Below are 26,753 nucleotides of genomic sequence, written 5' to 3'. Positions count from 1 at the left end.
CCTCCTCAGTGAGACACAGTCATTTTGCATAAGAGTCAGAGACGGTCCTGCAAAGGTCGAAGACGCGCGGGATATGCGGCTCTAGCCACAGTAGCCTGTCGAATTCATGACTGTATGCATGGGTCTTTGCAACATCTACGAGATCAGCTGGTGCTCCTTTCTCGAAAGCATCATTGACAATAACCAGCCACAACTCTTCGCAGTGCCGTCTAGCAGCAACGGCCTTCTTCCTCTTCCTGTCAATCTCTTGCTGGACATGGTCAGAGCCAATTGACGCCACCCATCCACCAGAACTGGCATACCACAGGTTATCGATACCATCTACGCTACCGTGGATTCTTACGTTAAGTATCTCCTGCGGCAGTTCAGCGTGCCCTAAGGTAACAGCCTTATCTTTGACCGACGTCGGTACTGAGGCCTGAAAGACTGCATCAGCGAGACAGCGAGCAAGGCGAGAAATGTCCTTCTTCCAAATGGGGAAGTTTCCATTGAAGAAAGTGGTGACGTACAATGCAGGGCCACCAGCGTCGGCGTGCATTTCCTTTGCACGTCTGGTTATGTAGTTTCGAAGACTTTGGATTTCTTGCTGTGGCTGCTTGTTTGGTTCAGGGGGGTAAAAAAATGTAGTCAACTCGATACCGAGTCGGCTGTCCGGTGATTCGAACAGAAAGTCCGGTGGCTCTGGCTCTGATGGTTCACTCTCGGGAATGTCTGACAAACACTCACGGAGGCGTGATAAGTAATATCGTTCTCGGTCTTTGTCTGGCACAGGATCTCCCTGTTTCCTTACGTTATTGCCACCACCTGACGGCACTTGGGAAAGGTCGAGCATGCCCAGAAGAATTTTCCGGCATGCTCCCCGTTCTTGGCTTGTCGCTTGACCATGGTCGCACCACACCTTTCGCACATCGGTATCATTTCCATGTGTTCTGGCTGCGCGACCGTCGGCGTCGATCCCGGTTCACTTTTCAAAACGGCTTGTGGGGGAGTAGGCTCCTGAGCTTGCGGAAGCGTGGATGCGGATCCAATCAAGGTTATCTTAAACATATCGGCCAACTTGGTCCTAACCTCTTGGATCTGATACCCCTTCTTCGCAGAAAATCGTGCGATGGGTATGCCAGCACCACTCAATGCCTCATCAACAAAGAGATCCCTCTCTGCTCGGTCTTCCCGGCCATGCGACTGGTCATCCAGTTCAACCACACCGAGAACCGCAAGATCCGTTGAGGAGCAAACCACGAAATCAACATGCTTCTGGTTAACCTTGTTCAGCGCACTGACACGCTTGCTTTTGGATAACCCCTTTGCTGGTTTAATAAGATCGCCGAGGCGAACCTTCCCAAGCACACGGTAGTTGTTGTCCAGAGCCTGTTCGAGCACCCCGAGGAATGATCGCTCCGCAGGAGATAAAAACGGCTCTCGGCTTTGGAAAGCAAGACTACCGTCCTTAGTTGGTGACTTGATCTTCAGAGCGGCTAACAGCCCAACAAGAATGACAACGATTGCTAATACGACCACCAAATTCATTGCCAATGTCTCCCCTCATGAAATCATGCGACTCGAAACTACCACATATGAGTTGAGATTTAAATCATTTCATATTCTGGCTCTATGACAGATTCCCTGCCCCATGGACGTCCCGCGTTGAGAACACAACCTCTCTTTAATGCTATTGCATTAGCGCAGAGGAGGCAGTAGTATCCCTGTTTATCTAATGCAATGCCAAGGTCACACCCAATTCAGAGGCTTGTGCCATATGTGGTGCTGTTAGCTTAGTCAGTGATAACGGACTGCTCTACCGCGTTGATGGACCAGCTAATGCCGATGTGGCGGCAGTACCGGGAAGAGTTGAATAGAGCGTGGTTGGCGCATGGGAAGTGGGAATATTGAGATGACATACAGCTTTAGACTGCGGTTCAAACGCGCTTCCACCGAAATAAATATCGAGGTCCCGGTCTTGCATCTGAAGCCGGGTCCGAGCATGTCTTCGCTCATCCTTCGCTCCCATGACCCTAACGTCCCGATTCAACGGTCGAAAGATTTGATCCTTGAAAGCACTGGATACGCTACAAAAGAAGATGCTGAACTAGCAGGAAAAAAATCGCTCGATGCACTTGCTGTTACACTGGCAAGACTACGCGTTGGCGCGGATTATGGCCACAGGGGGCCGACATCATGGATCTCGCCACTCTTCTTAAACCAAATTTCAGCCCAATCCGGCACCCCCATATTGAACGATGTTCATGGGCTGATGGTGTATGAAACAGATCCTCCTCCGAAGTTCGCTTCACTGAACTCCGACATCCGTACAGGAGTGGGGCAAAAGGGTTTTGAGGGTATATTGGCTAACGCTCTTGAGACGACAATATCTTTATCTGAACGGGAACGACTTTCGCTGGAAATGTTTAACGCCTCTTTTTTCCAAACGACACCTGAATCAAGATTGATCTTGCTGGTAATGGCAGTGGAGGCTCTAATTGAGTTGAAGGTCCGATCAACTGAAGCTGTTGCACATGTCGAAGCTATGATCGCAGCAACAGAGAGTTCTTCGACGCTTTCTCCCGAGGACAGGGCTTCGATGCGTGGTTCTTTGCGATGGCTCCGAAATGAGTCGATCAATCAGGGAGGACGGCGTCTCGCACAGGAGAGACTTGGCGAACGAATGTATGCGGGGAGAAGTGCTCCAGCTTTTTTCTCGTACTCTTACGGGTTGCGGAGCAAATTAGTGCATGGTGAGACTCCTCCACCATCTCAGCAGGCTGTTGGGAAATGTGCAGCGGCTTTACAAGGGTTTGTGTCTGATTTGCTCACGGTTCAGCTAAAAATCGGGGTATAAACACGTCAACCCTCGCGTATCCAACCACCGCCATATCGCACCCCCTTCCATGCTATCTTTAGCATCTAAGACGTTGTGATAGTATCAAATCCAAACTTGGATTACAATCCTAGTGGTAGTTTTTTTTCCGATGTCACAGGATCTCACTCGACCTCGGGCTATTGATACGGTGGTGGTTGGCTTCGAAGGTGTTGCTCTCGTATATCTATACACACCACTACAAATAAACCTTTCACATTACGCAACTCGTTTTTGCAGGAGCATCGCCTTCTGAGATTGGCCTGATGTAATTGAGGTTGTCGGAATTACTGGCTGTTGCAGGGATCACGAAAACGAGATGCGTAATGTGAAAGGTTAGGTTTGTATTCTATGTATTGAATAACTTCATTCAACATCCTCAGATTGTTCGCAAACCATGTTCCACTTCGTGATCGGTTCCAGTCCGTATGACGTTTCGACAACGTTCTTCATCACCTGATCGAGTTTATCGGCATGTCGTCTCTGGCAGATGAAGCTGTCGTGGACAGGGAGAATCGGAATTTCGGAAACGAGGAAGTGTTGAATCACCTGCGATGCGATGTGCGAATCGTAGAACTGGAGCATCTTACCGCAGTCGGAATTGAAGTAGTGATTGATAAGAGGATGCTTCTCGATGCACATATCAACCAGTTGGCTCGGCTTGTACTTCGGATGTCTTTTGATTTTCTTCTTGTTCTTCTTCCCCTCCTTCTCCTTCAGGTTCATGTCGCTGTTGATGCTGGCAGCAGCCTCCTTTCTGCTCTTGGCATTCAGGCATTTCAGAGTTACGGCTTTCGTTACCTTCCGCCATTCCATCCCGAGATCGGGGGCGTCGATAACATATGGATCTCCGTCGAAGAGCTTGAAACAGTCGATCCCCTCCATCAAGTAGGCGAGGAATACGTGAATCCCCTTGTAGTCGATCTCCACCGTTGGCTCCCCGTTGATCAGGATGTGCTTGCGGTAGTTGCTTTCTATTCGTAGCCACCAGCCACCGTAGAACCGTCCTCCCAGCCGCAGACTCTCGTCGTTGAAGGTGCGGGTTACGATGCGTCGGTCGAAGTTCACCCTCTCGGGAATCGGGCAGGAAAGGGAAAGAGAACTTCTGGCAAGAAGGCGGTTGTAGTCGATTAACTGCTGGTTCCACGCGAGGGTGAACTCGTCGTGAACGAATGGTATCCGATTCTTTTCATGGTCTTTGAATTTGATGAACAATGAGTCGTCGGGGATCCTGTGGTTGAGCGGTAATGCGATTGGCCGCTGTACGTCCTCGATCAAGGCGATCAGCGACGCATTGGCTCTCATGCGTGATGACTTATCTGCGTAGGTGAACCCTCTCCAGTCTTCAATGTAACCTGCGCTGTAAAGCGCATCTATGATGGCCGTAGTTACTCGGAAGCTCAACTGGAGTACATTCTTAGGGTTTTTGAGTCTGTAGCTCACCCCGTACCTTGAGTACCCGATACAGTCGTACCCGCTCATGTGGCAGGTGTACAATTTCGATAGAAGCAGCCTGATGTGGTTAGCCTGTTTGCTGTCCGGTCGGTACTTGTCGGCCCCGTAGACAACTGTCCAGATCGTGGAGATGATCTCTGGTGCATCGACTCTGTACCAGAATTCGCTGGTGTTCAGCGGGATCGAGTTGTCGAGTTCTTCTGGTGTCATCTCGCCCCCCTGCTGTGGATGTTGCTGGATGGTTGGTTGGAGCCTGAGCCACAGAAACTTCCTAGCGTTCTTCGTGAGCTACTTTTCGACATGCTCTCCAGCATTGCACGTCTGGCATGTGCGTCGTTGCGTTCCCTTTGCGTTGCAATTTTTTCCCATTTGGAACTAATTCCAGACAGATGCTCTTCTTTCATTTGCGTATTCTCCTTTGATTTCCAGCGGTTACTCTGGATGCAGTTGTCCTGATCGGTTGACGGGAGCTGAAGACGCACGTCCGCAACGACCGGAGAATGGCAAACCGGCCCAGATGTCCCGCATGGGGTTATGTGGTGAGGGGTAGTAACTGGAGCTACGAGAGGATCTACTTGGTAGGGTACTCTGACCTGCGGTCAACCATCGACTGTAACCTTCATCACCAGTGACTGTTGCTCAACCTGATTTGACCGTATCACGGGTTCCGGTAATCACCAATTAAATTATTGATTGCTGATACGGCTTCATATTGTTTTTTATGGAATCGAGATTGGATTGTTAATCCAAGATAGAATTGGAGATTTGGAAATGAGTGGAGATGTAATGTGGCAGGAGTAAAGTTGTAGAATACAGAAAGATAAAACACACAGTCGTCACGGACGACAGAGTCATTTTAATCCAGATTCGGACTGCTGTCTATTAAATTAGTCAGGTCGGTACAAGCGGAGTTCAGTTGCTGCTGGTGGATTGGTTGCTGGATGGTGTATCGGGAGGTAGACCAATAACAAAGGCTCCAGAGCGGGAATATGAGCGTCTGGTGCAGGTTTCGATGCAGGTTTGACGTGGCTCTGGGAGTGAAGTGTTACGGCGTGGGGGATGGACACCTGCTCCGATGCTCTGGTATATTGCCACATCAACTACCACACGACCGTGTCGTGTGAACATCAGGACGAAGCAGGGTGCTGGAAGAGGCTGTGGCTACTGTTGCAGGGGAAAGACTCGGGAAGTAGCTGGCTTACGAGTCGGTTGTGGTTTGGTGTGCTGGTTTGAAAGATGGTTGCTGAACCCCGATTTGAAGCCATCACAGAACCCAGTATCGCCCACCATGCAAACAGCAAAGGCCAGGTCTTACGACCTGGCCTTTTTATTTGCCGTCACTCTCGAAACGACGATCACCTTTTCTGTCCCGTCTCCGTTCTTCTGACCAGGGCGATGTTTTCGATGCACGCGTCCAGATTGTTGCGCACAAAGAGTATGGTTTCCAGCTGATTGTCGACCGTGACCAGGCGCACCTGGTCGGGATCCTCGGACAGCTTCCCTTTTTTCTTCAGCTGCACTTCGAGAAAACAATAGTCAAAGCGGTCCGTTTTCTTGGTGTTCGTCCTGTCTCTGTGTGCCATGTCCGACCTCCATTGCCGCTGTGATAGTTTTCGCTAGATCACTCGATACTCGATACGACGCTTGAATGGGGGTCCATCAACTAAAATCCAGCTTCAGACACGGTCGAAGCTACGGATAATCAACGTTTCGGTCTGTGATTGGGAACACACAATCACACTTTTTCCAAAAAAGTCGGGCGAAGTCGCACCAGTCCCATGGTAATAAGGGAGGCTAGCTGCCTCAATGGGACAACACAGCTTCACGGCTGGAAAAGAAAAAGGGCCAGGCTCGTCCGATGACGTACCTGGCCCTTTCACTTGTTTTTTCTCAATCACTCCCCTGGGGCTCTCCCAGGGGAGGCAGCGCTCGGCACCCCTTCAGCAGATGCCGCTTGCTTCAACTCCCGCTTGCGCTCTCACTCCTTAGAATTTGACCCTCAATCCCAGGGTGGCGTTGTGGCTCTCGAACTCCATCCGGGTGTCGGCAAAGTTGGCTTGGGAGGTGCGGAAATATCGGTAAGCCAGGTCCAGCGACATATGCCGGTTCAGCGGGACCTCGAGCCCTCCGCCCGCCTGGTAAGCGAACACCACCTCATCGTCGCCGGTGTAGAAATCGCCGAACTCATCGTCGAGGCTCAAAACGGCAAAGCCGACCCCGCCGCCCAAGTAGGGGGTGATCGGGCCGTTGTTATGCAGGTCGATGAACATGTTCGCCATGAACGCGGTGGCATTGAGGCTCACGTCCGTATTGGCGTACCTGATACCGGAGTCCTTGTCGAAGATGGTGTCGACGTTCCCCTCCTTGTAGGATATCTCCCCTTCGAGCCGCAGCGTGCCGTAGTCCATGCCCGCGGTCCCGCCGATGTTCAGCCCGGGGTCAAAGTTCACCGTGTCGTTGAAATCCCCTCCGGCATGGATATCCGAGGGAATGGTCACTCCGATGAAGCCGGAAACGTACGGACCCGGACGCATGGAAGCCGCAGAGCTGATACCGGGGAGCGCCAGAGCTGCCACTACCACCATGGAAGCCAAAACTGTCTTTTTCATATGGGATCCTCCTTTTATGGCGGCCATTGCCGCCGCCATAGTTATCTACATCTAATGGCCGCATGCTGTCAAAGTTATTCCAACAGCTCTTCAAGTATCTGATCCAGGCTCTTTCCCTCATACAGGCTTTCCAGAAGTTTGTGCACAGTGGGCTGAACCCCCTTGTATTGACAGTTCGCCACCAACTGGTTCTCCAGAATCTGCAACTGATCTCTGGTCATACTCCCTCCCTCTCCATTGTATGTACTAAGTAAGTCTGCCAAAGCTGGGCCGACTGTCAATTGAGCCTATCTGTCCCTTGCGCTGCGCCTGAACCAGCTAACCACCGACTCCGCGCTCTGCGCGCCCTGAAGCTGGCCGACGGAGGAGCCTTTGCGCAGCAGGTGAACCACGGGAATCCCCCGGACCATGAAACGCGCGGAGAGCCGCGGGCTCTCGTCGCTGTTGATCTGCACCACCGCCGCCTCTCCCGCCAGAAGTTCAGCCACCTTTCGCACCGCCGGTGCGAATGAGACGCAGTGGGGTCACCAGGGAGCCCAGAACTCGGCGAGCACGGGGCCGTTGTACCCTGAGATGAAGGCGTCGAAGCTGTCGTCGTTCAACTGCTGGGGATGAAGGTAAAGCACGGGGAGCTTGGCGCGACAGTTGCCGCACTGCCCGGCGACGCCCTCCTTTTCGGCAGGGATACGGTTCGAGGCCCCGCAGGAGCCGCATTTCACCAGGTATTGTGTCATGGAAAACCCTCCTTTTTCTGGTCTGGGCGCAACGAGAGCAATTGTACCATCCCGGAACGAGCCCAAGGGGGCCGGCAATTTCCTTCCGCTCTTTCGGCGTTTCACATTTCAGGAGTTTCTGCTATGGTAGGTGGCTGCTGCGCCCTTTCCGAAGAAAGGGAACCAAAGTCCGGAGGTCTTACCAAGAAATGAAGTGCAGAATCCTTTTGCTGCTGCTCGCCGCCACCCTCATGCTAACCCCAGGCGCACACGCGGCTGGTCCCGTGATAAAGGCCAACGCCCCCGCCGTTACCCAGGGGGTCAACGTCCCCATCCTGCTCTACCACCGCTTCGGCCCGACCGTCGCCGACGGCATGACCATCAAGACCAGCGTCTTCGAATCGCACCTGAAGTACCTGAAAGATAACGGCTACACCGTCATCCCGCTGCGCAAGCTGGTGGATTACTACCTGAAGAAGGGCCCCGCGCCGGCGCCCAAGTCCGTGGTCATCGTCGAGGACGACGCGCACAAGTCGGTCTACTCGGACATGCTCCCCCTTGCGAAGAAATACAACGTCCCCGTCACCGTGTTCGTCTACCCCTCCGCCATCTCCAACGCGAAGTACGCGATGACCTGGGACCAGCTGCGCACCCTGCAGAAGAACGGGTTCGACATCCAGTCGCACACCTTCTGGCATCCCAACTTCAAGCGCGACAAGAAAAAGATGACACCGGCCGAGTTCGAGAAGTCGGTGCAGATACAGCTCAAGAAATCGAAGGACCGCCTGGAATCCCAGCTGGGGACCAAGGTCGACCTGCTGGCCTGGCCCTTCGGCATCTATGACGATTACCTTTTGAAGAAGGCGGCCGATGCCGGTTACGTGGCTACCTTCACCATCGAGGCGCACCACGCAACCGCCCAGGACAGGGTGAACAAGCTCCCGCGTTACCTGCTGATCAACTCGGACCAGGGGAAGGGTTTCGCCCAGATCGTGGAAGGGAAGGCCCCCAAGAGAAACATCGTCTACTGATCGATGTGAGCCGGGGGCGGCTTCCCGAAAGCGGCGTCACCTACGCCGCGGGGAAGCCGCCCCCGTTTTTTTGGCAACGGCGGCAGGTCCAGCCGGGAGAAACGGAAGATGGCGGATCACCAGGAAAACTGCAAGAAACACCCCTGCGCCGACTGCAACTTCTGCCAGTGGTGCTCGGACGACCGCTGCAGGATGTGCAGGGGGAAGAAGGGTTGCGGCAAAAAACTCTCCAGCGCCGAACAGATAGCCCTGTACGAGGCGCTCAACCACCCCGAAAAGGATAAATAAGGAAGCAGCCTCTCCCCTTTATCTACCTTTTAGTCCATTCCCCCCGCCACTGTTAAATTCCTCAAGTAGCAGAGCCAATAACCGAAAAGTAAATAGTCAGATCTCCGTCCCCTGTCGCACCTGAACCTTTTTCACGCGGGCCCGCTGTTTGGTGCCGGTAAGGAAACGGTAGAGGTGGGAGAGGTACTTCACCGTCACCACCTTGTGGAAGTAGGACTGGGTGAGGCCGTAGAGGAGTTTGCGCAGCCTGGAGGGGGTGCTGCTCCCGAGGAGAAGCGGGCAGTAGTCGGAAAGCTCGACGGTGACCCGCACCCCGTCGGGGCGTCTTTGCTCAAGCAGGGAGAACATCCCCCTGCCGCACTCCCCCGCCTGCACCAGCAAGCCGCCGGCGATACAGAGATGCACCGCTTCCAGCTCATCGCCGGCCTCGTACCTTGCAGGCTCGAAAGAGAGGAGCGCAAAGCGCGTCGACAGGACCCGGAAGTGTACCCCGTCCGCGTTTTCGGCAGGGCGAACAAAGCCCAGGGTGCAGCGCCTGATCACCTCGAAGTACTGCTCCAGCAGCTGACGGGCACCGATGCCGGAGCCGGGAAAGAGGGGGAGATCCACCCACTGCACCGAGAAAACCGACGCGTCGGGTAGCAGGATCTGCTGGCAGGCGATCTGGAGTTCTTCTTCGGGCTTTGGCATCACACGCTCCGGCAGGGACAGTGGAAAGCAAATCCAAACATAACACGCAGTGCTGCAGGTCGCCACAATCGACAGATGCATGCGCGACAAAGGGAGAGATCAATGGAAATGGTCGAATGGTCTGAAAGCATGAGCGTAGGAATAGCCAAGATCGACGAGCAGCATTGCAGGCTGATCCAGATGATGGGCGAGCTCGACACCGCCATAAGGGAGAAAGCCGGCGAGGACATGGTCGAAGACATCCTCACCAACCTGTTCAACTACGCCCAGGTTCATTTCGCGCTCGAGGAAGAGCTTTTCCGCAAGCACAAGTACCCTGAAATGGCCCTGCATGAACTGGAGCACCAGAGGTTCATCGCCAAGGCCTTCGCCTTCAAGGAGAAGCTCGACGCGAGAAAACCGGGCCTCTCCCTGGAACTGCTGACCTTTTTGTCCAGCTGGGTGCTGAACCACATCGAACTGACCGACAAGCGCTACAGCAAGCACCTGCACGACTGCGGCGAGAGCTGAGGCGCTATCCGGCGCTACCCCTTGACGCAGATGGCGTACTTGAGGTAGCGCCCCTCCGGGAAGGTGACCGGGTAAGGGAAATCCTCCGGCTGCCCGGAGAGCGAGACCACCTGCAGCGTCCCCCCTGCCTGGAGCGCGCCGCGACGCAACTCCTTCAGGTAATCGGCTAGATCCACCTTCTGATGGTTCGAGGAGGCGATCAGCAACCCTCCCCCTTTCAAAAGTTTCATGGCGGCGGCGACCAGGTCCGCGGTCCCGCCGCGCGTGGTGAAGCGGCTCTTGGACGTGGTGGAAAAAGACGGCGGGTCCATGAGGACCACGTCGTAGCATTTTTTCTGCCGCGCCAGGTCGTCGAGCACGTTCAGGCAGTCGCCTACCAGGAATTCGTGGCGCTTGTGGTTCATCCTGTTGACGCTGAAGTTTGAGCGCGCCTGCTCCATGTACCCAGGCGAGGCGTCCACGCTGGTGACGAGGCTGGCACCGGCCGCGGCTGCGGCGACGGAGAAGGCGCCGGTATAGCTGAAGAGGTTCAAGAAGCGCTTCCCCTGCACCCGGGCCATCAGGTCGCGCCGGTTCTTGCGCTGGTCGAGGAACAAGCCGGTATTGAGACCGCGCTCAAGGCTCACCTGGAAGCTGAGCCCGTTCTCCAGCACCAGGAGCGGTTCCGGAGCGGGCTTTCCGGAAAGCAGATGCCCGTATTTCTTCCCCTCCCCACCCGATTCCAGTTCGCGCGTATTCTGGGGACGGCCCTTCTCGTAGATGCCGGCAGGCTCCAATAACTCCTCCAGTGCCTGCGTCACCAGCTTCAGGTGCCTGCGCCACCCCGAGCAGTAGATCTGCACCATGAGGTAGTCGCCGTAGCGGTCCACAGTGAGCCCGGGAAGGAGGTCCCCCTCGCCGTTGACCAGGCGGTAGGCGTCGGTGTCTATGAGCCCGGCATGGTCTCTTCTGAGTGTGATCGCCCGCTGCAGCCGCTCCTTCACCCACCCCCGGTCCAGGCGCATCCGCTCCCGCGACAGCACCCGGGCCACGATCCGGTCTTTGGGATCCAAGAGCGCCTGGGCCAGGAAACGCCCAGCCGGGTCGACGAGCTCCACCAGGTCGCCCGCCTCGCCCGCCGGCCACTTTTTGGTGTAGCTGTCGGCGATGATCCACGGGTGCCCCAGTTCTATCATCCGCACCGATTCCGGTCCTACCGTGCATGCTTTCGACATCTTATCCTCTGCAAAAAATCAAAACCCTAAGAGCACATCGCACACGGATGACGCGGATCGAAACCGATAACTTCGGATCAAACAAAACCCCTGCTCTAGCTTAATCTGCCGTTATCCGCGTCATCCGCTAAATCCGTGTGCGATGCCGTTAGCTGATGGAAACTCAAAGGGGCGGAACCCCTGGAAAGGAGCCCGCCCCTCGGTCAAGGGTGATGCCCGGTCCGCCTTTTAGTGAACCTGGCCGGAGCCTGCCGCCTGCTGCGCCGCAGCGATCGCCGCGTTCCTCGCCTGCTCCAGGGCTTCCATCTCCTTCAGCTTCTCGCCCAGCCAGTAGTGTAGCTCGCGCGCGGTGTTGTAGTTCACCACCACGCCGTTGATCACCTGGCGCACCAGGCTGCGGGTCAGGTCCGCAGGCTCAACCTCGGTCTCCGGACCGATGGTGCCGGCAGGGGTGATCTCGTGGGTGATGGAGTTGGGGAGCGGCTGGCGCTCAAGGTAGAAGTTCATCACCAGCTCGCCGCGCGGAGAGATGCCGCCGTGGGCTCCGTTCACGTAGATCGGGTTGTAGTCGTATTGGAAGATGTATTTAAAGGTCATCTCGTTTTTCTTGTTGTTGGACATGGTGCTCTCCTTTTCGATGGCATTGTAAAGTGCTTGCCTTTATAGCATGGAGCGGAGCGGCAAGCAAACAAGAATCTAACTGAGCTTAATCCTGTATCTCTAAAGATCAGGCGTGATGGGTCTTGGAGAGGTAGTAGTCGTAATCCCCCTCGTAGAGCCTCATTTCGCCGTGGTCCACCTCGATGACGCGGTCCACCAAAAGGCGCAGGAAGTGCCGGTCGTGGCTGACCAGAACCACGGTCCCGGCGAAGTCGGCCAGCGCGTTCAAGAGGATCTCGCGCGACCGGATGTCGAGGTGGTTGGTCGGCTCGTCCAACACCAGGAAGTTGACCGGCCTGGCCAGGAGCGTCGCGAGGACCACGCGGCTCTTCTCCCCTCCGGAGAGGTTCTCGATCCGCTTGTCCACGTCGTCCCCCTGGAACAGGAAGGAGCCGAGCAGGTTCCGGATGACGCCGATGGTGGCCAGCGGTATCACGTCCTGCACCGTCTCGAAGATGGTCTTCTTGGGATCGAGGATCTCCATGGCGTGCTGGCTGAAGTAGCCTAGCTCCACGTTCGCCCCGAGCGCCACGCTCCCCTGGCTCGGCTCGGTCTCGCCGGCCAGCACCTTCAGGAAGGTGGACTTCCCGGCGCCGTTCACGCCGACCACCGCGATCTTGCTGAGCCTCTTGATGACCCCGGTGACCCCGGAGAAAATGGGCTGCGCCGAGCCGTCGGGCTGTTCCCAGCTCTTACCGAGCGCATCCATGACCACCACGTCGTCGCCGCTTCTAGGTGGGGCGGCGAACTCGAAGCGGACCACCCGCTCCTCGGGGGGGATCTCGATGCGCTCGATCTTCTCGATCTTCTTCACCCGGGACTGCACCTGCGCTGCGTGCGAGGCGCGGGCGGCGAAGCGGGCGATGAATTCCTCCTCCTTGGCGAGCATCTCCTGCTGGCGCTTGTGGCTCGCGATCAGCTGCTCGCGGCGGATGTCACGCTCCTTTTCGTAGAAGTCGTAGTTGCCGCCGTAGGTCGTCACCGTCTTGTTGGCCACCTCGATGACCCGGGTCACCACGCGGTTCATGAAGTCGCGGTCGTGGCTGGTCATCAAAAGGGCCCCCTTGAACTCGCTGGCAAGCCACTCTTCGAGCCAGATGATCGATTCCACGTCCAGGTGGTTGGTCGGCTCGTCCAGAAGCAATACGTCGGGCTGCAGGGTGAGGATGCCGGCGAGCGCAACGCGCATGCGCCAGCCGCCGGAAAACGATTCCACGGGGTTATGGAAGCGGTCCGGCCCGATGCCGAGGCCGGTCAAGACCTCCTGGGCGCGCGAATCGAGGTCGTAGCCGCCGCGGTGCTCGAACTCCTCCATCGCGGAGCCGTAGCGCTCCAGAAGAGAAGCCATGTCGTCGTCGGACATGGGGAGCCCCATCTGCTCTTCCATCTGCTTCAGCTCGGCGGCAAGGCGCACCGTTTCGGCCGAGACCGCCATCACCTCCTGCAGCGCGGAGCGCCCGCGCATGTCGCCTATGTCCTGAGAGAAGTAGCCGATTGTCGTCTTCTTCGCCAGCGTCATATCACCGGCGTCGACCTCCTCCTCGCCGGTGATGATGCGAAAGAGGGTGGTCTTTCCCGCGCCGTTGGGACCGACGAGGCCGGTCCTCGTGCCGGGGAGTATCTGGAAGCTCGCCTCGCGGAAGAGGACCTGCGAGCCGTGCTGCTTCGTGATGTTGGACAGATGGATCATGAATGCTCCTGGAGTTTGATCGTAACCGGTCAGCGTTAGCATGAAGGGTGCGCCAGTGACAACTTAATTTTTCTCAAGGGAGCGTTTCCACAAGTTGGAGTGGTGCAACTTTTGCGTCATTTGGCGAGAATGTCGCAGCCCGATTGTTCAAATGGCGCACAGCTGTATGAGGTTTAACCAGAGGTCTGCTGGAAACTGCGCGTGAAGTCGGAAGATAATCCTTAATGATTACGGGGAGGAGAGTAACGTTAATGAGATAAAATCCCCGTTGCGCCGGTTTCGGCTTCTTTCCTGCTATGAAAAGGAAAGCAGCGTAAACACGAAGCCAGGGGGTAATGCATGAACATGTTCACCGCGTTGATGGCCACCGTCACCTTGACCATGACTGCTGTCATGTTGCCGAGGATCTACCTCTCCTGGCTCGTGGCTGAGGAGCGCTGCCTTGAGGGCGAGATCGAGCAACTGCAGGCTCTGCTGGAAGAGCAAAACGGCTGGGTCAGGCGGCATTTCGGTTGCGGCGCGGCGGCGGTGGCCATGATCTGGATGGTGAAGAGTTCACAGCAGGACCTGGAGATTCCCGCCTCCATGGCTGTAGCGCTGGGAGCCTACGCGGTGATCTCGATGGCGTTCGCGGTTTTGGAATCGCTGGTGGCCCAGAAGATAGCGACCTTCCTGCAGACGGTGCCGGTTCCGGTAAAGGTACGCGAAGAGGGCGAGTGGTAGCAGCCGACCCTAGCGCCGCCTGAGGAAGAACTCCACTGCCACCCTCAGCAGGTTCGCCAGGTAGATGCAAAGGAACATGATGACGGCGAGGTTGACGAACCGGGTCCAGATGGGATCGGGCACCGGCGTCACCCTGCCGAAGTTGTTGTAGAGGTACCATCCGCAAAGGACGGCGCCTATGGCCGCGCCCCCGATGACGAAGGGGCGCCTGAGTCTGGAAACCTTCTTTTCCTGCTGCAAGGAAAACCTCCTCTTTCAACAAGGGCTAGCGGTACTGCCTCTCCCCGAAGAGCGCGGAGCCTACGCGCACGAGCGTCGCCCCTTCTTCTATGGCGGCCTCGAAATCCCCCGACATCCCCATGGACAACTCCCGCATCTCGACGCCGGGTATGGCCGCAGCCTGAAGCTTGCCGGCCAACTCTCTCAATTCGCGGAAATAGGGGCGAGCCCCCTCGGGGTCGTCGAAAAAGGGGGGCATGGTCATGAGCCCGACGACCCGCAAGTGCGGCAGCCGTGCCACGTCCCGCACCAGTTGGAGCAGTTCCTCGCTGCTGGTCCCCCCCTTGGTCTCTTCGCGGGAGATGTTGACCTGGATCAGCACCTCGCATACCTTCCCCAAGGCCCCCCACTGGCGGTCGATCTCCGCGGCGAGCGAGAGCCGGTCCACCGAGTGGATCAGGTCGACCATCCCGGCTATCTGGCGCACCTTGTTGCTCTGCAGGTTGCCGATGAAGTGCCAGGAGATCGCAGACGAGAGTTCCGCCTTTTTCCCTACCAGCTCCTGCACGTAGTTCTCGCCGAAGATCTGCTGGCCGCAGGCAAAGGCCTCCTCGATCGCCGCGGCAGGCTTGGTCTTCGAGACCGCCACCAGCCGGACCGATTCCGGATCCCTTCCCGCCCGCAGCGCCGCCAGCCTGACGCGCTCCCTGATTTTGCCCAGGTTCTCAGCTACCGACATGCGCCCTCCTATCTACCCAGCGCCCCTATCACCCTCAGCGCGTCCACCACCTCGCAAAGCGGCAGGCCGACCACGTTGGTGTAGGACCCCTCTATCTTCTGCACCATGTGGGCGGCGCCCCCCTGGATAGCGTAGGCGCCCGCCTTGTCGAAGGGACAGCCGGTGGCTATGTAGTCCCGGACCTCCTCGTCGCGCAGCTGCTTGAAAAAGACCTTGGTCCTGATGGCCTCGACCACGGCCCCCTTGCGCTCCCGGTCGTAGATGGCGAAGCCGGTGACCACCTCGTGGGGGACGCCGGAGAGCTTTTTCAGCATGCGCTCGGCATCGGCGGCGTCCTTGGGTTTCCCCATGATCTCGCCGTCGCAAAGAACGATGGTGTCGGCTCCCAGGAAAAATCTCCCTTCGGCCAGGTCCGCCGCGGCGCGCGCCTTTCCTTCGGCGAGCCTTCGCACGTGATCGACCGGCTCCTCCCCGGGGAGGGGCTCCTCGTTTATGTCCGCCGGGACTACGCGGAACTGGATCCCCGCCGATTCCAAAAGCTCGCTCCGCCTGGGCGACGCCGAGGCGAGCACGATGCTGCCGTTCTTCATTGTTCTTCTCCTTTATTTCGCCCTGTCCCTGTCCCTGTCCCTGCCGCGGCAGTTCCGGCACTTCAGCACGAAGAGCGAAGTGCCCACGAGGATCACCATCCCCAGGGCGATGTTCCAGTAACTGTCCTCCCAGGCCCCGTAGACGAGCGATACTAGCGCCATGACGAAAGCAAAGGCCTCGAGCGAGATCAGGCGCCCTATGACGCTGATCTCGAGTTGTGTCTTCTCCTTGTCTTTCTGCATGCCGACCTCCCCGCCCCAAGGGGCTTATCGAGGTGAACCGTCAGGACAACTCCGGGAGCCACTTATCCAGCGCTTCCAGCCCCCGCTGCGCCAAGAGGCCGCGCTTTTCTTTCTTCTTGACCCGCCCGGGAAGAGGCGGGAAAAGGCCGTAGTTCACGTTCATGGGCTGGAAGTGCGCGGCCTCGGTGTTGGTGATGTGCCTGGCCAGCGCTCCGATGGCGGTCTCCGCCGGGGGAACGATCGATTCCTCCCCCCTGGCGAGCCTTGCCGCGTTGACGCCGGCAACGAAGCCGCTGGAGGCGGACTCGACGTACCCCTCGACACCGGTGATCTGGCCGGCGAAGAAGACCCTTTGGTCGCTCTTCAGCTGGCAGGTCGCCAAAAGGAGCTCGGGGGCGTTGATGAAGGTGTTCCTGTGCATGGAGCCGAGCCTCAGGAACTGCGCGTTTTCCAGCCCGGGGATCATCCGGAAGATCCTTTTCTGCTCGGGCCAGGTGAGCTTGGTCTGGAAGCCGACCAGATTGTACATGGTCGCCTCGCGGTTCTCCTGGCGCAGCTGTATCACGGCGTGCGGCTCCACCCCGACCCTCGGATCGACGAGCCCCACCGGCTTCATCGGCCCGAAGCGGAGCGTCTCCACGCCGCGGCTCGCCATCTCCTCGATCGGCATGCACCCCTCGAAGTGGACCACCTTCTCGAAGCTCTTAGGTTCCACCTTCTCGGCCGCAATGATCTCGCGCACGAAGGCATGGTACTGCTCCTCGTTCATCGGGCAGTTTAGGTAGTCGTCGCCATCCCCCTTGCCGTAGCGCGAGGCGCGGAAGGCCTTATCATAGTCGATGGAATCTGCCGCGACGATGGGGGCGATGGCGTCGTAAAAGTAGAGGTAGCTTCCCGCAAGGCGCCCGATCTCTTCGGCGAGGAGGCCGGAGGTCAGGGGGCCGGAGGCGACGACCACTATCCCCTCTTCGGGGATGCGCGTCACCTCTTCCCGGACCACCTCGATCAGGGGATGGCTTTCGATGCGGGAGGTGATGTACTGCGAGAAGAGGTCGCGGTCGACGGCTAGCGCCCCTCCTGCCGGGACCTTGGTAGCCTCGGCACCCTCCATGAAGAGAGAGTGCAGGCGACGCAGCTCCTCCTTCAGAAGACCGACCGCGTTCTCAAGGGAGTCGCCGCGCAGCGAGTTGGAGCAGACCAGCTCGCTCAGCCCGGGAAGGTGGTGCGCCTCGCTGTAGGTGTTGGGCTTCATCTCGAAAAGGCGCACCTTCACCCCGCGCCTTGCCGCCTGCCATGCCGCCTCGCAACCGGCGAGACCTCCACCTATTACCGTTATTTCCTGCGTCATCGTTTCTCCTGAAAAAACTGCTTGTTCAAAGAGGGCGTCGCTAGAAGCAAATCCCCCCTGTCCCCCCTTCGCAAAGGGGGGGACGCCTCAGCCACGTCTGGTACTCATGGGATAGTTAACGCATGCTCCCACTATTTCCATGTGAACCGTGGCAAGGCAATGGGAAGCTCTGCTTCGCTCTGCGGCTCCCTTGAAAACGAAGCGGGGTCCGAAGACCCCGCATCATGGTAGCATCAATCGAACTGTCCATCCGACTCTATTACTGGTTGCTCTTGTAGTCGCACCCTTCCTTCGGGCACTTGAGGAATTCCCCCTCGCGCTTGTAGACCTTCTTGATCAAAAGCGGGAAGCCGCACTTGGGACAGGGCTGCTGCACCGGGAGGTCCCACAGGGCGAACTTGCACTCGGGGTACCGGTTGCAGGAGTAGAAGAGCTTGCCGAAACGGGACTTCTTCTCGATCAGCTCTCCCTTGCCGCACTCGGCGCAGGTGATCCCGGTCCCCTTGGGCTTCACCAGCGGCTGGATGTTCTTGCAGTTGGGGTAGGCGGAGCAGGCCAGGTACTTGCCGAAGCGCCCGTCCTTGATCAGCATGTGGCTGCCGCACTTGTCGCATACTTCCTCGGAAACCACGGGCTCAACCACCTCGCCCGTCTCCTTGTCCAGCGGACGGATGTAGCGGCACTCGGGGTAGCCGGTGCAGGCGTAGAACTTGCCGAACTTGCCGAGCTTCACCACCAAGGGCTTGCCGCACTCCGGGCAGACCTCGTTGGTCGCCTCGGTGGTCAAGTCGGATTTGTTCACCTCCCCTTCCTTCAATTTCAAGAGGTTGATGAAGGGACCCCAGAACTCGTGCAGAAGCGGGCGCCACTGCTTCTCGCCGCGCGAGACCATGTCGAGCTCTTCCTCGAGGTTCGCGGTGAAGTTGTAGTCGACGTACTGGGTGAAGTGGTTGGTGAGAAGGTCCGAGACCACCATCCCAACGTCCTCGGGGAAGAAGCGCTTCTTGTCGAGGCGCGCGTACTTCCTCTCGGTCAGGGTGTTCATAATGGAGGCGTAGGTGGACGGGCGCCCGATGCCGTACTCCTCCAGGGTCTTCACCAGGCTCGCCTCTGTGTAGCGCGGCGGCGGCTGGGTGAAGTGACGCTCGGGGAGGAGATGCTGCAGCTTGACCACGTCCCCCTCGGAGAGCGGCGGGAGCAGCCCTTCCTTCTCCTTGTCCTCCGCCTCGTCGTCGACACCCTCGATGTAGAGCTTCATGAAGCCGGCGAAGCGGATCACGGTCCCGGCGACGCGGAAGCGGAATCCCTCGCCCGCGGTGATCTCGACCGAGGTCTGGTCCAGGAGCGCCTCCGCCATCTGGCAGGCGACGGTCCTCTTCCAGATCAGGTCGTAGAGCTTGAACTGGTCGGAGCTCAGGAACTTCTTCAGCTCGATCGGGGTCTTCGCTATGTAGGTCGGGCGCACCGCCTCGTGCGCTTCCTGTGCGTTCTTGGACTTGTTCTTGAAAAAGCGCGGCTTATCGAGCGCGTATTCCTTGCCGTAGAGCGAGGTGATCACCGATTTTGCCTCTTCCAGCGCCACGTTGGAAAGGGCCACGGAGTCGGTACGCATGTAGGTGATGAGACCGACGGCCCCCTCCCCTACGTCGATACCCTCGTAGAGTTTCTGCGCGGTGGACATGGTCTTCTTCGCGGAGAAGCCGAGCTTGCGCGCCGCCTCCTGCTGCAAGGTGGAGGTGGTGAAAGGGGGAGAAGGCTGGCGCTTTCTCTCGCTCTTGGTGACCTTGTCGACCCGGTACTCGGGGTGCGCCGGGTTCTCGACCACCAGCGGCGTCTTTGCCGCTTCGTCCCCTTCCTGCGGCGGGAATTCCTTGCCGCCGAGTTTGGCGAAGTGCTTGAAGGCGGTCTCCTGGTCCGGGATGTCGAACTTACCTAGCTTCTTCCCCTCGGCCTCCACCAGCGTGGCCGTGAACCCCTGCTTCTTGGCGGTCTCGAGCTTCGCGGCGATGGTCCAGTACTCCTGCTCCTTGAAGGCCTGGATCTCCTTCTCCCGTTCGCAGATGAGCCTGAGCGCCACCGACTGCACGCGCCCGGCGGAAAGGCCGTAGCGGATCTTCTTCCAGAGGAAGGGAGAGAGGGTGAAGCCGACGAGATAATCGAGGATGGAGCGCGCCTGCTGCGCGTCGACCAGGTCCAGGGCGATGTCGCGGGGATTTTCCACCGCGTGCACGATGGCGTCCTTGGTGATCTCGTGGAAGACCACCCGCTTGATCTCGAACGGGAGCTTCTTCTTCCCGTCCAGGCCGAGCGCCGCCAGAAGGTGCCAGGAGATCGCCTCTCCCTCGCGGTCGGGGTCTGTCGCTAGAAGCAGCGAGGTGATCCCCTTCATCTCCTTCTTGATGGCGTCGATGTGCTTCTTGCTCTCGGGGAGCACGGCGTACTTGGGCTCGAAGTCGTGCTCCGTGTCCACCGACCCCTGCTTGCTGGGAAGGGCGCGCACGTGACCGAAGGAGGCCAGCACCTTGTAGTCGTGGCCGAGGAATTTCTCTATGGTCTTCGCCTTGGCGGGAGACTCAACTATGACGAGATTATGAGACATGTGTCCACCTAGTATGGTATTTCCGCTTTTGGGGCAAGGGCTTACGCCACGGCGAAACGCTTGCCCGGGAGTTGGACTATGGCTCCCTTCATTTCCAAGCGAAGTAAGGTAGCGGAAACCTCGCTTGCTGTCAACGCGCTCTGCACGATGATGTCGTCTATCTGCAGCGCCCCCTGGCAAAGAAGGGCGTAAAGCTCAGCCTCCTGAGGGGTGAGCTCGAAGCTTCCCGGCTTCGGGAGGGGGAGCGTCGCCTGCGGCTCAAGGCTCAGCTCCTCCAGGATATCCTCCACCCGCTCCACGAGTTTCGCCCCTTCCTTGATCAGGCCGTTCACGCCGCGGCTGCCGCTCACTGAAACGTTGCCGGGAACGGCGAAGACCTCGCGCCCCTGCTCCAGCGCGTAATGCGCCGTGATCAGCGAACCGCTCCCCTCCCCCGCCTCCACGACCAGCACGCCGCGCGACAGTGCGCTGATGATCCTGTTGCGGCGAGGGAAGTTCTCCGCCAGGGGGGGCGTCCCCATGGGGAACTCGCTGATGAGCGATCCGTTTTCGGACAAAGCCTGGTAGAGCGCCCCGTTCTCCGGCGGATAGACGAGATCGATGCCGCAACCAAGAACGGCGACGCTGCGGCCGCCTGCCTTGAGCGCTCCCCAGTGCGCCGCCGTGTCTATGCCGCGCGCCATCCCCGAAACCACCGTTATCCCCTGCAGCGCCAGGTCGCGTGCAAGCCTCGTCGCGGTGCAAAGACCGTACTGCGTTGCACGCCGGGAGCCGACCATGGCGACCGCGGTTTCACTGCCGTCAAGCTCCCCCTTGAGGTAGAAGAACGGGGGCGGGTCCGGGATCTCCATCAAAAGGCGAGGGTAGCGGCGGGACAGGATGTCGACCACTTCGATACCCGACGCCTGAACCTTCTCGCACTCGCTGCGCGCGAGTTCGGCATAGTCGTGACCGGCGATGGAGGCGGCAGCCTGCGGACTCACCCCCTTGACTCCGGAGAGCTCCGCAAGCGACGCCTTGAGCGCGCGCTCCGGCGTCCCGAAGCGGGACAAAAGCCGCAGGAAGGTGACGTTTCCCACCAGCGGCACGGACCTGAGCGCGAACCAGTAGTAGTGATCCATGGGGTTACCCCCTTTGGCCTGCTACCTGCTTTTCCTCATCTCCACGCGGTCGCCCCGGTACACGGTGTCGACGCTCTTCACGATGACTGCAGTGGAACTGTTGAGGCCGGTGGACACCACCACCAGCGCGCCGACCACCTCGACCGGCAGTTTTTCGATGCGGGAGTCGGCGAAACGCTGGTCAGGCGTGACGTCGCGCACGATGTAGAGCATGTTGCCGGGCTGCGCCCCCTGCGCCTTGCCCAGGTCCAGGAAGACCACGTCGTTCACCGCTATGGCCGTGTTCCCGTTCTGGGTCTGGACGATATAACCGACGAGGTCGCGGTCCGCGGACTTAAGCGGCACAGTCACCTTGCGGTCCCGGTAAGGAAGGAGGAAGGAGCCGGCGCTGATCTCCTGGTAGGACTTGGTGACGATCGCCTTGGAAGCCTTATCCTCCACCTCGGAGAGCTGCAGCTCGCCAAGCGGCATGACCTGCTGCCCGAGGATCACGTTGGTGACGGGATGGCTCACCGGGTCCATCTTCTTGTAGACGGAGAAGCGGTCCCCGGCGTTCGCGCCCTGGTCGAGACCGATGTCGGTGTAGACGATGTCGTCGGTTCCGGCCATCTCACGGTTCTGGTGCAGCGAGATGACCAACCCGGCAGGGTGGGCGCCGTTCTCCAGCAGGAACCCTTCGCTACCCGTGGTGCTGAAGCTCGCCGCCTGCGGGGCCTCCTCGTGGGGCGCCTCTGCTGCGGACTTTGCTGCCGCTGCCGCTGCCGCAGCGCGCGGCGCAGGCTCGATCTCGATCCGGTCGCTGTAGATGCGCAGCCGCTGCCCGGGATAGATGAAATGTGGGTTGCCGATGGACTGGTTGTTGGCCCAGAGGTTGGGCCAGTAGTAGGGGTCCTTCAGAAAACGCTGCGAGAGCCCCCAGAGGGTGTCGCCGGGAACGATGGTGTAAATGGTGGGTTGTTCCTGTTCCGCCGCCGCAAGTTGCGCGGTGCCGGCCAGACATACAAAGAGCAGTGCCAGAGAGAAGATTCTTTTCATACGCTCCTTAAGGGGTCCCGAAGGCCCACCCTCCTCCGAAGTACAAAGCTTCATGGCTGCAGGTGCTACTGCCGAAATACCATTCATTAGATTTCCGCCCGCCCATGAGGAAAAACGGGAAGGGGGACGGCTCGTAAAACCGCATCAGACGGGGCCTCACAGATTAAGAGCAGAGGCTGCTCTGCCCTAATGCCCCAAAAAAATTTAACATAATTAAAGCCTTTTGCCCCTCAATGTCAAGGGGAAAGCGCCTATTGGGGGGTTCATTATCGGCGCCGTATGTGCTACGGTGTGCCGTCGCCGCAAGGCGGCCAAAACCGGCGCCTCAGCTGAGCCGGAGCAAAAGGAGCGGAGCTTGACGGGAAAGGATCTGGAGAGAGCAGCAGGAGAAGGGGCAACGGCGCCTGCCGGAGGTGCCGGGCAGGGGGAGCGTCAGGGACGGGTGAAGCCTGAGCTTTTGGCGCCGGCCGGGAACATGGAGAAACTTAAGGTGGCGATCCGCTACGGCGCCGACGCGGTGTACCTCGGGGGGAAGTCGTTCGGGCTTAGAAACCTGGCCGGCAACTTCAGCCTCACCGAGCTCTCCCACGCCGTCGACTACGCGCACCGGCACGGCGTCAAGGTGTACCTGACGGTGAACGCCTTTGCCGACAACGGGGACCTGGCCGAGTTGGAGCGCTACCTGGAGGAGATCCGCGAGATTCCATTCGACGCCCTCATCGCCGCCGACCCCGGCGTCGTGGCGCTGATAGCGGAGCGCTATCCAGGCCGCGAGATCCACCTCTCCACCCAGGCCAACACCACCAACTGGCGCTCCGCGCGCTTCTGGCAGGCCCAGGGGGTGAAAAGGGTAAATCTTGCGCGCGAGATGCCGCTGGAGCAGATCGCCGAGACTGCGGCACACTGCGGCGATCTGGAGCTCGAGGTATTCGTGCATGGAGCCATGTGCATCTCTTATTCGGGGCGCTGCCTCCTTTCCCTGGCCATGACCGGCAGGGACGCCAACAAGGGGGAGTGCACCCAGCCCTGCCGCTGGAACTACGCCATCGTGGAGGAGAGCCGCCCCGGTGAGTATTTTCCTATCCACGAGGACGAAAGCGGCAGCTTCATCTTCAACTCCAAGGATCTCTGCCTGATCGAGCACCTGCCGGAGCTGGTGCAGAGCGGGGTCCACTCCCTGAAGATAGAGGGGAGGATGAAGGGGATCTACTACGCGGCCAGTGTGATCCGCATCTACCGCGAGGCGCTGGACAGCTACTGGGCGGACCCGGAGAAGTACCGGATGAACCCGGCATGGCTTGAGGAGCTCGCCAAGATCAGCCACCGCGGGTACACCACCGGCTTCTTGCTGGGCAAGCCGCGCGACGTGGACCACGAGTACTTCTCGCGTTACGTGAGGAACTTCGAATTCGTGGCACTGGTCGAGGGGGAAGCCAAGGGGGGCGGCACCCTGGTTACGGTAAGGAACCGGCTGCAGTTGGGGGACGCCCTGGAGCTCATCGGTCAGGGGACGAGCTTCACACGCTTCATCCTGCAGGCGATGGAAGACGAGGATGGCGTCCCGTTACAGGTGGCGCACCCCAACCAGCGGGTCGTCCTTAAAGAGCTCACCGGCGCCGGTGAGTACGATCTGATCAGACGAGAAAAGAGCGAGAAAAGCTAAAGACAAACCATCAGCCTTTCTCCGCCACCACCATGTTTTTCCCGCTGTTCTTCGCCTTGTAGAGGAGCTGGTCTGCGAAGTCGAGAAGCTCCGGCGCGTTGCTCCCGTCCCCGGGATAGGCCGCGACGCCGAGGCTGATGGTGACCTTCCCCAGGGGCTGGGTCACTCCCCCGGGGAAGGGGTGCCCCTCGACCCTGCACCTCAGCTCCTCCGCCACGCCGAGCGCCGCCTCCTTGGGGGTCTCCGGGAGCAGCAGCACGAACTCCTCACCGCCGTAGCGCGCCGCGACGTCGCAGACCCGCAGGTGCGTGGTCATGATCTGGGCCAGGGTCTTCAAAAGCGCGTCCCCCTGCGGGTGCCCGTTGGTGTCGTTGTACATCTTGAAGTTGTCGACATCCATGAAGATCAGGCTGCACTGCTTCTGATAGCGCTTCGAGCGCGCCACCTCCAGCGCCAGCACCTCCTGGAAGTAGCGATGGTTGTAGAGTGCGGTGAGACCGTCTCTAACCGCGAGCTCCTTCAGGGCCAGGTTCGCCTCCTTCAGTTCCGCGTTGGCGCGGGTCAACTGCTCCAATAGCTCCCGGTTCTGCGTCACGAGACGCGCCTTCTCCGCCGCCCTCCCCGCCACCGCCGAGATCAGGTCCAGGCTCTCGAAGGGCTTCACCAGGTAATCGTAGGCGCCGGCTCTGAGCGCGGTGAGCGCGCTGTCCAGCGAGGCGTGGCTGGTCATGATCACCACCTGGGTGTCGGGGTTGTGCTCCTTGATCTCGGTGAGGAGCTCGATGCCGCTCATCCCCCCCATCCTGATGTCGGTGATCACCAGCGGATGGCTCACGCTCCTGAACGCCTCCAGGGCCTCCTCGCCGCTGGCCGCCTCCTCCACCGTGAAGCCGTCTGCGGAAAGGACCTGCGACACCACGCTCCTCAGGGTTTCCTCGTCGTCGACAACCAGTAAGTCCATGCGCGTCCTCCTCTAGGGTGTACCCGCCGCGGAGGGGGGGAGTGTGATGATGAAGGTGGTCCCCACCCCCTCCTCGCTTTCCAGGTGGATCTCGCCGCCGTGATCCTTGACGATGCCGTAGGTGACCGAGAGCCCGAGCCCCGTCCCCTGCCCTGCCGGCTTGGTGGTGAAGAAGGGGTCGAAGATCTTCCCTTGGATCTCCTTGCTGATTCCGGGACCGTTGTCCGCCACCCTCAATTCCACCCCCCCCTGGTCCAGCTTCCGCGCGGAGAGCTTCACCGTCCCGGTTTTCCCGCTCATCGCCTGCTGCGCGTTGATCATCAGGTTCATCAGCACCTGCTGCAGCTGGTTCGCGTTGCCGCGGCAGGCAGGAATCCCCGGCTCCAGTTCCTGCTCCACCTTGATGCTGTTGATCCCGAGCTGGTGGTCGACTATGGCAAGCGCATCCGCCACCACCTGCTGGATGTCGACCTCGCCGAACTCCACCTGCTCCTGGCGCGCGAACTTGAGCAGGTTCTCGATGATGGTCTTGCAGCGCTTGGTCTCCTTCTCGATGATCAGGAGGTTTTTCTCCAGCGGGTGCCCGGCACCACCCCCCCTGAGCGAGAGCTGGGTGATGCCGAGGATCCCGGCGAGCGGGTTTTTCACCTCGTGAGCGATCCCCGCGCCGAGCGCGCCGAAGGCGGCCATCTTCTCCGAATGGACCAGCTGCCCGTAGAGGTCCTTGAGCGCCTTCTCGCGCAGCTTCAGCTCGGCCGCCATCTGGTTGAAGGAACTGGCCAGCGCGCCGATCTCGTCGCCGGAATCGGGCTTGACCTCGATCTCGAAGCGCCCCTGCCCCACCATCCGGGTCGCCGCGGAGAGCTTCTCCAGGGGCCTCGTGAAGCGCCGCGACCAGAACTGGCTCAAAAGCGCCGCCCCCCCCAGAAGGGCCAGGGACAGGAGGAGCAGGTCGCTCAGAAGCTCCCTCGAGGTGAGGTAGGCGGCGCTTTTCGGTATCTCCACCCCGACCACCAGCCCGCCCAGCGCGCAACGGGAGAATCCCCCCACCATCTCCCGGCCGCGTTTTTTGTACTCCATGGTCATCCCGGAGCTGTGTGGAGCTTTCACACGCTGCCACCACTCGGGATTGACTGCGACACCGACCCGGTCAGGGTTCCTGTGCGCCAGGTAGCGCCCGGCCGAGTCCAGAAGGAGGATGTCGAAGACCCGCGAGCGCTTGGCGAGCTCCTGCAGCCGGTCCAGCCGCAGCACGGCCGTGGTGGTGACCGGCGCGCCCCCGCCCGCCCCCGGCTCGGAGATGGTGAGGTTCAAGGTGGGGAGCTTGGCCGAGAGCGTCGAGTTCTCCAGGTATACCTGCCCTGCCGGTATCGACTCCGGCGCCGGATGGGACTGCCGGTAGGAGAGTATCTCCTCCTTGGTCACCCCGGCCGCCTGCAGCGCCGCCTGATCGTAGACCGTCTGTTCCCCCCCGGGAGCGCTGCGGGTGACCAGGACGAAGTCCCGGAACTCTTCGAAAAAGCCCTGCAGCACCTGGTCGCGCCCCGAAAGCTCCGGCTCGGCCAAAACACGCGAGAAGAGCTTCAGCCGCTCCCGGTATCCGGACAGAAGCGCGTTCGCCTCCTCCGCCGTGTGCAGCACCACCGTGGAGGTGAGGTCGTGGATGTAGGCGGTCTTGTCGACCTGGAACAGGTTCGCCATGGTGAAGGTGATCAGGCTCAGCACCACTGACACCACCAGCAACTGGGAGAGGAGCATCTTGAACCTGAGCGGGAATTTCAATCTGGTATGCATCCGG

General features: G+C 59.4%; 27 protein-coding genes. 6 read left to right on the top strand and 21 right to left on the bottom strand.

Features of this window, described 5'->3' with window-relative positions; genetic code table 11:
* Positions 1–19 precede the first annotated feature (19 nt).
* Together GEOBRER4_RS07795 and GEOBRER4_RS07790 are read right to left on the bottom strand one after the other, a co-directional pair.
* Positions 20–769 carry a hypothetical protein gene (locus GEOBRER4_RS07795; protein WP_185244919.1) on the bottom strand — a complete coding sequence of 250 codons (750 nt, stop codon included), beginning with the start codon at positions 767–769 and terminating at the stop codon, positions 20–22.
* A gap of 17 nt (positions 770–786) precedes the next feature.
* Positions 787–1,527 carry a DUF2726 domain-containing protein gene (locus tag GEOBRER4_RS07790; RefSeq protein WP_185245297.1) on the bottom strand — a complete coding sequence of 247 codons (741 nt, stop codon included), beginning with the start codon at positions 1,525–1,527 and terminating at the stop codon, positions 787–789.
* Positions 1,528–1,981: 454 nt separating this feature from the next.
* Here GEOBRER4_RS07790 and GEOBRER4_RS07785 point away from each other — a divergent pair, with 454 nt between their 5' ends.
* Positions 1,982–2,836 (top strand): hypothetical protein, encoded by an 855-nt coding sequence (locus GEOBRER4_RS07785; RefSeq protein WP_185244918.1) that lies wholly within the window; start codon positions 1,982–1,984, stop codon positions 2,834–2,836.
* A gap of 384 nt (positions 2,837–3,220) precedes the next feature.
* Here GEOBRER4_RS07785 and GEOBRER4_RS07780 read toward each other — a convergent pair whose 3' ends face one another.
* From GEOBRER4_RS07780 to GEOBRER4_RS07760, 5 genes are all read right to left on the bottom strand, one after another.
* Positions 3,221–4,519 (bottom strand): hypothetical protein, encoded by a 1,299-nt coding sequence (locus tag GEOBRER4_RS07780; RefSeq protein WP_185244917.1) that lies wholly within the window; start codon positions 4,517–4,519, stop codon positions 3,221–3,223.
* A 1,145-nt stretch (positions 4,520–5,664) separates the two neighbouring features.
* Positions 5,665–5,892: a hypothetical protein gene (locus GEOBRER4_RS07775; protein ID WP_185244916.1), complete on the bottom strand. Its 228-nt coding sequence runs from the start codon at positions 5,890–5,892 to the stop codon at positions 5,665–5,667.
* Positions 5,893–6,294: 402 nt separating this feature from the next.
* Positions 6,295–6,918 (bottom strand): outer membrane protein, encoded by a 624-nt coding sequence (locus GEOBRER4_RS07770; RefSeq protein WP_185244915.1) that lies wholly within the window; start codon positions 6,916–6,918, stop codon positions 6,295–6,297.
* Between the two features lie 74 nt (positions 6,919–6,992).
* Positions 6,993–7,139, bottom strand: coding sequence for a hypothetical protein (locus GEOBRER4_RS07765; protein ID WP_162843120.1), 147 nt, complete (start codon positions 7,137–7,139; stop codon positions 6,993–6,995).
* A gap of 66 nt (positions 7,140–7,205) precedes the next feature.
* On the bottom strand, positions 7,206–7,652 hold the full coding sequence (locus GEOBRER4_RS07760) for a thioredoxin family protein (RefSeq protein ID WP_185244914.1): 447 nt from the start codon (positions 7,650–7,652) through the stop codon (positions 7,206–7,208).
* 188 nt (positions 7,653–7,840) lie between these two features.
* Between GEOBRER4_RS07760 and GEOBRER4_RS07755 the strand changes: the two genes are divergently transcribed.
* Both GEOBRER4_RS07755 and GEOBRER4_RS07750 read left to right on the top strand, forming a co-directional pair.
* Entirely contained in the window at positions 7,841–8,662 is an 822-nt protein-coding gene (locus GEOBRER4_RS07755) for a polysaccharide deacetylase family protein (RefSeq protein ID WP_085813092.1), read from the top strand.
* 108 nt (positions 8,663–8,770) lie between these two features.
* Positions 8,771–8,950, top strand: a complete 180-nt coding sequence (locus GEOBRER4_RS07750; protein WP_085813093.1) for a hypothetical protein — start codon at positions 8,771–8,773, stop codon at positions 8,948–8,950.
* A gap of 96 nt (positions 8,951–9,046) precedes the next feature.
* On the opposite strand, the gene GEOBRER4_RS07745 is transcribed toward GEOBRER4_RS07750, so the two are convergent.
* On the bottom strand, positions 9,047–9,640 hold the full coding sequence (locus GEOBRER4_RS07745) for a hypothetical protein (RefSeq protein ID WP_185244913.1): 594 nt from the start codon (positions 9,638–9,640) through the stop codon (positions 9,047–9,049).
* Between the two features lie 102 nt (positions 9,641–9,742).
* Here GEOBRER4_RS07745 and GEOBRER4_RS07740 point away from each other — a divergent pair, with 102 nt between their 5' ends.
* On the top strand, positions 9,743–10,150 hold the full coding sequence (locus GEOBRER4_RS07740; protein ID WP_185244912.1) for a bacteriohemerythrin: 408 nt from the start codon (positions 9,743–9,745) through the stop codon (positions 10,148–10,150).
* Positions 10,151–10,164: 14 nt separating this feature from the next.
* On the opposite strand, the gene GEOBRER4_RS07735 is transcribed toward GEOBRER4_RS07740, so the two are convergent.
* The 3 genes from GEOBRER4_RS07735 to GEOBRER4_RS07725 all read right to left on the bottom strand — a co-directional run bounded on the left by GEOBRER4_RS07735 (position 10,165) and on the right by GEOBRER4_RS07725 (position 13,714).
* Complete coding sequence (locus tag GEOBRER4_RS07735) at positions 10,165–11,364, bottom strand: class I SAM-dependent rRNA methyltransferase (protein ID WP_185244911.1); 1,200 nt, start codon at positions 11,362–11,364, stop codon at positions 10,165–10,167.
* 228 nt (positions 11,365–11,592) lie between these two features.
* Positions 11,593–11,985 (bottom strand): hypothetical protein, encoded by a 393-nt coding sequence (locus GEOBRER4_RS07730; protein ID WP_085813097.1) that lies wholly within the window; start codon positions 11,983–11,985, stop codon positions 11,593–11,595.
* 106 nt (positions 11,986–12,091) lie between these two features.
* Complete coding sequence (locus GEOBRER4_RS07725) at positions 12,092–13,714, bottom strand: ABC-F family ATP-binding cassette domain-containing protein (protein WP_185244910.1); 1,623 nt, start codon at positions 13,712–13,714, stop codon at positions 12,092–12,094.
* Between the two features lie 339 nt (positions 13,715–14,053).
* Here GEOBRER4_RS07725 and GEOBRER4_RS07720 point away from each other — a divergent pair, with 339 nt between their 5' ends.
* A complete protein-coding gene (locus GEOBRER4_RS07720; RefSeq protein ID WP_185244909.1) occupies positions 14,054–14,437 on the top strand; it encodes a hypothetical protein in 384 nt (127 codons plus the stop codon).
* A gap of 9 nt (positions 14,438–14,446) precedes the next feature.
* Here GEOBRER4_RS07720 and GEOBRER4_RS07715 read toward each other — a convergent pair whose 3' ends face one another.
* From GEOBRER4_RS07715 to GEOBRER4_RS07680, 8 genes are all read right to left on the bottom strand, one after another.
* Positions 14,447–14,677 carry a hypothetical protein gene (locus GEOBRER4_RS07715; protein ID WP_185244908.1) on the bottom strand — a complete coding sequence of 77 codons (231 nt, stop codon included), beginning with the start codon at positions 14,675–14,677 and terminating at the stop codon, positions 14,447–14,449.
* A gap of 25 nt (positions 14,678–14,702) precedes the next feature.
* On the bottom strand, positions 14,703–15,395 hold the full coding sequence (locus GEOBRER4_RS07710) for a YggS family pyridoxal phosphate-dependent enzyme (RefSeq protein ID WP_185244907.1): 693 nt from the start codon (positions 15,393–15,395) through the stop codon (positions 14,703–14,705).
* Positions 15,396–15,403: 8 nt separating this feature from the next.
* Entirely contained in the window at positions 15,404–15,985 is a 582-nt protein-coding gene (locus GEOBRER4_RS07705) for a Maf family nucleotide pyrophosphatase (protein WP_185244906.1), read from the bottom strand.
* Positions 15,986–15,997: 12 nt separating this feature from the next.
* Positions 15,998–16,228 (bottom strand): hypothetical protein, encoded by a 231-nt coding sequence (locus GEOBRER4_RS07700; protein ID WP_185244905.1) that lies wholly within the window; start codon positions 16,226–16,228, stop codon positions 15,998–16,000.
* 40 nt (positions 16,229–16,268) lie between these two features.
* Positions 16,269–17,576 carry a methylenetetrahydrofolate--tRNA-(uracil(54)-C(5))-methyltransferase (FADH(2)-oxidizing) TrmFO gene (gene trmFO / locus GEOBRER4_RS07695; protein WP_185244904.1) on the bottom strand — a complete coding sequence of 436 codons (1,308 nt, stop codon included), beginning with the start codon at positions 17,574–17,576 and terminating at the stop codon, positions 16,269–16,271.
* Positions 17,577–17,835: 259 nt separating this feature from the next.
* Positions 17,836–20,175: a type I DNA topoisomerase gene (topA, locus tag GEOBRER4_RS07690; RefSeq protein ID WP_185244903.1), complete on the bottom strand. Its 2,340-nt coding sequence runs from the start codon at positions 20,173–20,175 to the stop codon at positions 17,836–17,838.
* A gap of 41 nt (positions 20,176–20,216) precedes the next feature.
* Positions 20,217–21,296, bottom strand: a complete 1,080-nt coding sequence (gene dprA, locus GEOBRER4_RS07685; RefSeq protein ID WP_185244902.1) for a DNA-processing protein DprA — start codon at positions 21,294–21,296, stop codon at positions 20,217–20,219.
* 21 nt (positions 21,297–21,317) lie between these two features.
* Positions 21,318–22,331, bottom strand: coding sequence for a LysM peptidoglycan-binding domain-containing protein (locus tag GEOBRER4_RS07680; protein ID WP_185244901.1), 1,014 nt, complete (start codon positions 22,329–22,331; stop codon positions 21,318–21,320).
* Positions 22,332–22,806: 475 nt separating this feature from the next.
* Between GEOBRER4_RS07680 and GEOBRER4_RS07675 the strand changes: the two genes are divergently transcribed.
* Positions 22,807–23,994 carry a peptidase U32 family protein gene (locus GEOBRER4_RS07675; RefSeq protein WP_185245296.1) on the top strand — a complete coding sequence of 396 codons (1,188 nt, stop codon included), beginning with the start codon at positions 22,807–22,809 and terminating at the stop codon, positions 23,992–23,994.
* A 10-nt stretch (positions 23,995–24,004) separates the two neighbouring features.
* Here GEOBRER4_RS07675 and GEOBRER4_RS07670 read toward each other — a convergent pair whose 3' ends face one another.
* Positions 24,005–24,955, bottom strand: coding sequence for a GGDEF domain-containing response regulator (locus tag GEOBRER4_RS07670; protein ID WP_185244900.1), 951 nt, complete (start codon positions 24,953–24,955; stop codon positions 24,005–24,007).
* Positions 24,956–24,967: 12 nt separating this feature from the next.
* Positions 24,968–26,749, bottom strand: coding sequence for an ATP-binding protein (locus GEOBRER4_RS07665; protein ID WP_185244899.1), 1,782 nt, complete (start codon positions 26,747–26,749; stop codon positions 24,968–24,970).
* Between the last annotated feature and the right edge of the window lie 4 nt (positions 26,750–26,753).

The organism is Citrifermentans bremense (genome assembly GCF_014218275.1).
In the GTDB taxonomy this organism is placed as follows: Bacteria; Desulfobacterota; Desulfuromonadia; order Geobacterales; family Geobacteraceae; genus Geomonas; species Geomonas pelophila.
Note: the sequence above shows the minus strand (reverse complement) of the source record. Positions and strands in the feature narration are given on the sequence as shown.

What these genes read in the sequence shown, in the direction of transcription:
- GEOBRER4_RS07790 (WP_185245297.1), bottom strand. Translation starts at nt 1,527, where the DNA reads ATGAATTTGGTGGTCGTATTAGCAATCGTTGTCATTCTTGTTGGGCTG.
- GEOBRER4_RS07785 (WP_185244918.1), top strand. Translation starts at nt 1,982, where the DNA reads ATGTCTTCGCTCATCCTTCGCTCCCATGACCCTAACGTCCCGATTCAA.
- GEOBRER4_RS07780 (WP_185244917.1), bottom strand. Translation starts at nt 4,519, where the DNA reads ATGACACCAGAAGAACTCGACAACTCGATCCCGCTGAACACCAGCGAA.
- GEOBRER4_RS07775 (WP_185244916.1), bottom strand. Translation starts at nt 5,892, where the DNA reads ATGGCACACAGAGACAGGACGAACACCAAGAAAACGGACCGCTTTGAC.
- GEOBRER4_RS07770 (WP_185244915.1), bottom strand. Translation starts at nt 6,918, where the DNA reads ATGAAAAAGACAGTTTTGGCTTCCATGGTGGTAGTGGCAGCTCTGGCG.
- GEOBRER4_RS07765 (WP_162843120.1), bottom strand. Translation starts at nt 7,139, where the DNA reads ATGACCAGAGATCAGTTGCAGATTCTGGAGAACCAGTTGGTGGCGAAC.
- GEOBRER4_RS07755 (WP_085813092.1), top strand. Translation starts at nt 7,841, where the DNA reads ATGAAGTGCAGAATCCTTTTGCTGCTGCTCGCCGCCACCCTCATGCTA.
- GEOBRER4_RS07750 (WP_085813093.1), top strand. Translation starts at nt 8,771, where the DNA reads ATGGCGGATCACCAGGAAAACTGCAAGAAACACCCCTGCGCCGACTGC.
- GEOBRER4_RS07745 (WP_185244913.1), bottom strand. Translation starts at nt 9,640, where the DNA reads ATGCCAAAGCCCGAAGAAGAACTCCAGATCGCCTGCCAGCAGATCCTG.
- GEOBRER4_RS07740 (WP_185244912.1), top strand. Translation starts at nt 9,743, where the DNA reads ATGGAAATGGTCGAATGGTCTGAAAGCATGAGCGTAGGAATAGCCAAG.
- GEOBRER4_RS07735 (WP_185244911.1), bottom strand. Translation starts at nt 11,364, where the DNA reads ATGTCGAAAGCATGCACGGTAGGACCGGAATCGGTGCGGATGATAGAA.
- GEOBRER4_RS07730 (WP_085813097.1), bottom strand. Translation starts at nt 11,985, where the DNA reads ATGTCCAACAACAAGAAAAACGAGATGACCTTTAAATACATCTTCCAA.
- GEOBRER4_RS07725 (WP_185244910.1), bottom strand. Translation starts at nt 13,714, where the DNA reads ATGATCCATCTGTCCAACATCACGAAGCAGCACGGCTCGCAGGTCCTC.
- GEOBRER4_RS07720 (WP_185244909.1), top strand. Translation starts at nt 14,054, where the DNA reads ATGAACATGTTCACCGCGTTGATGGCCACCGTCACCTTGACCATGACT.
- GEOBRER4_RS07710 (WP_185244907.1), bottom strand. Translation starts at nt 15,395, where the DNA reads ATGTCGGTAGCTGAGAACCTGGGCAAAATCAGGGAGCGCGTCAGGCTG.
- GEOBRER4_RS07705 (WP_185244906.1), bottom strand. Translation starts at nt 15,985, where the DNA reads ATGAAGAACGGCAGCATCGTGCTCGCCTCGGCGTCGCCCAGGCGGAGC.
- GEOBRER4_RS07700 (WP_185244905.1), bottom strand. Translation starts at nt 16,228, where the DNA reads ATGCAGAAAGACAAGGAGAAGACACAACTCGAGATCAGCGTCATAGGG.
- trmFO (WP_185244904.1), bottom strand. Translation starts at nt 17,576, where the DNA reads ATGACGCAGGAAATAACGGTAATAGGTGGAGGTCTCGCCGGTTGCGAG.
- topA (WP_185244903.1), bottom strand. Translation starts at nt 20,175, where the DNA reads ATGTCTCATAATCTCGTCATAGTTGAGTCTCCCGCCAAGGCGAAGACC.
- dprA (WP_185244902.1), bottom strand. Translation starts at nt 21,296, where the DNA reads ATGGATCACTACTACTGGTTCGCGCTCAGGTCCGTGCCGCTGGTGGGA.
- GEOBRER4_RS07680 (WP_185244901.1), bottom strand. Translation starts at nt 22,331, where the DNA reads ATGAAAAGAATCTTCTCTCTGGCACTGCTCTTTGTATGTCTGGCCGGC.
- GEOBRER4_RS07675 (WP_185245296.1), top strand. Translation starts at nt 22,807, where the DNA reads ATGGAGAAACTTAAGGTGGCGATCCGCTACGGCGCCGACGCGGTGTAC.
- GEOBRER4_RS07670 (WP_185244900.1), bottom strand. Translation starts at nt 24,955, where the DNA reads ATGGACTTACTGGTTGTCGACGACGAGGAAACCCTGAGGAGCGTGGTG.
- GEOBRER4_RS07665 (WP_185244899.1), bottom strand. Translation starts at nt 26,749, where the DNA reads ATGCATACCAGATTGAAATTCCCGCTCAGGTTCAAGATGCTCCTCTCC.